Raw genomic sequence first — 1,987 nt, forward strand, 5'->3', positions numbered from 1 at the left:
GGTTGAATTGTAAGATTATCTATTTTTATTGGCTCATTTTCATTGGCTTTTAATGATATATTTTCAGCTTTACTTTGTTTTCCCATAATAATCTTGCAATTGGTCTGTTGCATGAGCAAGCCAGAACCGGTCACATGGTCTGCATGAACATGCGTATCAATTGAATAGACAAGCTTCAAAGATAATTCACTTAAAAGCTGAATATAACTATCTATCTTACTATCAACTGGGTCAATAATAATGCTTTCTTTTCCGTAATCTGAGGCAATCAAATAGGTATAGGTGGATGTTTGGTTATCAAATAGCTGTCTAAAAATCATAATCACTACCCTGTTGATTGTTTTAGATGATCCATTTATGTCAAAAGGGGTGTATAGACCCCTTTAAATTAGCTCGACTAGCTTTTTTTTAGCCTCGCTGTCACCTTCAATATAATGCTGTGTTGTTTGTAGCGAGGAGTGACCCACTAATTGTTGCACATCACGTAGACTCCCACCAGCACGGATTACATTTTTTGCGGCACGAGTGACAAAGGTGCGACGGCCTGAATGACTAGAATGTCCATTAAACTCCAAATCAGCATATAAACGACTAAACCAATTAACGATCGTTTGTGGAGTAAATGCAGCTTTGCGCTGTGAAATGATGATAGGGACATTTTCATGATGCGGTGGATTAGACTGAAATAATGTTATCAATGCTTTTTTGAGTTGCTGATTAAGAGGGATGATGCGGCCACCTTGATCACCTTTACTCACATCGTTGGTCAAGTGGATGCAATCTCCGATTTGACCGTCTGAGTTAAAAACCATTTTCCACTGGATGTGTGCAATTTCTTTCGCACGGAGTCCGGCTTTTATTGACAGCAAAAATAAAACGAGGTTTCGTTGCGGCGCGATAGTGCTTTTGAGGTGCGTTATGATGATCCGCTCCTGTCTTTCAGATAAAATTCGTGCCTGCTTGCTTAAGCCCATTTTGACCTTAAACTCGTTATATTATTGATCTATATAATGATAATATAACGAGTGAGTAGAGGTGTACAGGCTGAAAGCCTTGATACTATTAAAGTTGTTATAGTTTCTATCATATATAACAAGCTAATTTACTCTAAGCTAACACAAAATAAAACTTGTGGTTTTTATTGTTGTCTGATAAATTGGACTACAATATAAATATTGTGACTGAGCTTATGCCTATTAGTGGAAAGAGCGTAATAAGACAGCTTGAGAAATATGGTTGGAAGCATACACGAACTAGTGGCTCACACCATATCATGAAGAAACAAGGGCTTCCTCCAATCTCAGTACCAGTACATGCGAATAGAGATTTGGGAAGAGGCATTTTAAAGAAGATTGAAAAAGCAACAGGTGTAACGTTTGAGTGAGGATAAAAGCATGGAATTGAAGTTATCGTATCCAGCTAAATTTGAAGAAGATAACGAAGTGGGTGGTTATGTTGTCAGCTTCCGTGATCTTCCAAATATCTTCACTGATGGAGAGACAATCGAAGAGGCGATGTATAATGCACGCGATGTTTTGAATTTATTGCTGACTGAAATGATAGCTGATAAACACACAATTACTGAACCTTCTGATATACGTAAAAGTGAGATACTAATTCCTGTGAGTCCTCAAGTAGCAGCGCCCATTCTTCTTCATAAATTAAGGGAATTAAGAGAATACTCATTGGCTCAAGTTGCTAGAAGGCTAAATGTACCATATCAAAATTATCAGCAAATTGAAAAAGGTGAAAATTTGACTTTAAAACGCTTTGAGCGTGCAGCAGAAGCAATGGGCGCTAGAGTTGAAATTATCTTAAGGTTTGATGATGAAGATTCTATTGACTTAGCGAGTGCTTAAATCTTTTATTCCTTCTAGGAAAAACGCCCTGGAATCCGCCCTCCGTCATCTGAAGTGCAACACTACTCTATACTAAGCCGCCATCAAATACTCTAAAAAAACATGATTAGGTGAGCAATAATTCAAAC

General features: G+C 37.7%; 4 protein-coding genes. 2 read left to right on the forward strand and 2 right to left on the reverse strand.

Features of this window, described 5'->3' with window-relative positions; genetic code table 11:
* Both C200_RS11785 and C200_RS11790 read right to left on the reverse strand, forming a co-directional pair.
* Positions 1-320 (reverse strand): MBL fold metallo-hydrolase (locus C200_RS11785; RefSeq protein WP_033923777.1); only part of this gene is annotated, 320 nt, incomplete at its 3' end.
* Between the two features lie 63 nt (positions 321-383).
* Complete coding sequence (locus C200_RS11790) at positions 384-974, reverse strand: tyrosine-type recombinase/integrase (RefSeq protein WP_032126152.1); 591 nt, start codon at positions 972-974, stop codon at positions 384-386.
* Positions 975-1,189: 215 nt separating this feature from the next.
* Between C200_RS11790 and C200_RS16775 the strand changes: the two genes are divergently transcribed.
* Both C200_RS16775 and C200_RS11800 read left to right on the forward strand, forming a co-directional pair.
* Entirely contained in the window at positions 1,190-1,384 is a 195-nt protein-coding gene (locus C200_RS16775; protein WP_032126154.1) for a type II toxin-antitoxin system HicA family toxin, read from the forward strand.
* A 10-nt stretch (positions 1,385-1,394) separates the two neighbouring features.
* Positions 1,395-1,859 carry a type II toxin-antitoxin system HicB family antitoxin gene (locus C200_RS11800; RefSeq protein WP_016212274.1) on the forward strand — a complete coding sequence of 155 codons (465 nt, stop codon included), beginning with the start codon at positions 1,395-1,397 and terminating at the stop codon, positions 1,857-1,859.
* The last annotated feature ends 128 nt before the right edge of the window (positions 1,860-1,987 follow it).

Origin of the sequence: Piscirickettsia salmonis LF-89 = ATCC VR-1361 (assembly GCF_000297215.2) — a bacterium.
In the GTDB taxonomy this organism is placed as follows: domain Bacteria; phylum Pseudomonadota; class Gammaproteobacteria; order Piscirickettsiales; family Piscirickettsiaceae; genus Piscirickettsia; species Piscirickettsia salmonis.